At 43.9% G+C, this 1,220-nt stretch carries 2 tRNA genes and 2 rRNA genes; all 4 read left to right on the top strand.

Annotation, left to right across the window (positions count from 1 at the left end):
- Positions 1-217: ribosomal RNA gene (locus CWI32_RS14845) — 16S ribosomal RNA — on the top strand; the annotation flags it as partial.
- Between the two features lie 60 nt (positions 218-277).
- Positions 278-354: transfer RNA gene (locus tag CWI32_RS14840), tRNA-Ile, on the top strand.
- A gap of 68 nt (positions 355-422) precedes the next feature.
- A tRNA-Ala gene (locus CWI32_RS14835) sits at positions 423-498 on the top strand.
- Between the two features lie 483 nt (positions 499-981).
- Positions 982-1,220, top strand: a 23S ribosomal RNA gene (locus tag CWI32_RS14830); the annotation flags it as partial.

Raw genomic sequence — 1,220 nt, 5'->3', positions numbered from 1 at the left:
TCCATGAAGTCGGAATCGCTAGTAATCGCGGATCAGAATGCCGCGGTGAATACGTTCCCGGGCCTTGTACACACCGCCCGTCACACCATGGGAGTTTGTTGCACCAGAAGTAGGTAGTCTAACCGCAAGGAGGACGCTTACCACGGTGTGGCAGATGACTGGGGTGAAGTCGTAACAAGGTAGCCGTAGGGGAACCTGCGGCTGGATCACCTCCTTAACGAAAGATTGACGATTGGTAAGAATCCACAACAAGTTGTTCTTCATACGATGTATCTGAGGGTCTGTAGCTCAGTTGGTTAGAGCACACGCTTGATAAGCGTGGGGTCACAAGTTCAAGTCTTGTCAGACCCACCAAATCTGACTAACAAGCATTGTTAAATGCTGAATACAGAAAAACAGAAACATTGACTTATTGATAAGCTGGGGACTTAGCTTAGTTGGTAGAGCGCCTGCTTTGCACGCAGGAGGTCAGGAGTTCGACTCTCCTAGTCTCCACCAAATTTCAAGATAAGAAAAACAACGTTTTTCCTTGAAATTTAAGCAAGAAGCTACGCTTCGCGCAGGCTTTAATCAAACGAAGCTTGAGCTGAGTGTTAAACACCCAGATAAGTGTTTAGATCCTAGAGATTAACAAGTACAAGCGTTATGATACGCGGACTTGATAATCTCTGTGATTTATCACAGCGTCTAGACCTGACGAAGGCTAGATCAATCATTAACAGAATATATTTGAGTTGAAATAAATTGTTTAAGGCTCAGAACTAAATTGACATTAAAATGTGACACGCAAGTGACATGTTTGAATGAAGATGCAGAACTGAGAAACTAGCGATTAACTGAATCAAGCGTTTTGGTATATGAATCTAATTGAAGCTGTACAGTGCTTAAATGCACAAGACGCCAACTGTATGATTGACTGAGTGATTGGTTGATCTGTTGCTTATCCTACTTGTAAGGATGAACGACTGTTTGGGGTTGTATAGTCAAGTAATTAAGTGCATGTGGTGGATGCCTTGGCAGTCAGAGGCGATGAAAGACGTGATAGCCTGCGAAAAGCTCCGGGGAGGCGGCAAATATCCTGTGATCCGGAGATGTCTGAATGGGGAAACCCACTTACCATAAGGTAGGTATTGCATGATGAATACATAGTCATGCAAGGCGAACGAGGGGAAGTGAAACATCTCAGTACCCTTAGGAAAAGAAATCAATTGAGATTCCCT

The sequence above is a fragment of the Acinetobacter pseudolwoffii genome, assembly GCF_002803605.1.
In the GTDB taxonomy this organism is placed as follows: Bacteria; Pseudomonadota; Gammaproteobacteria; order Pseudomonadales; family Moraxellaceae; genus Acinetobacter; species Acinetobacter pseudolwoffii.
The sequence above is the reverse complement of the archived record's forward strand: the minus strand, read 5'-3'. Positions and strand labels throughout refer to the sequence as shown.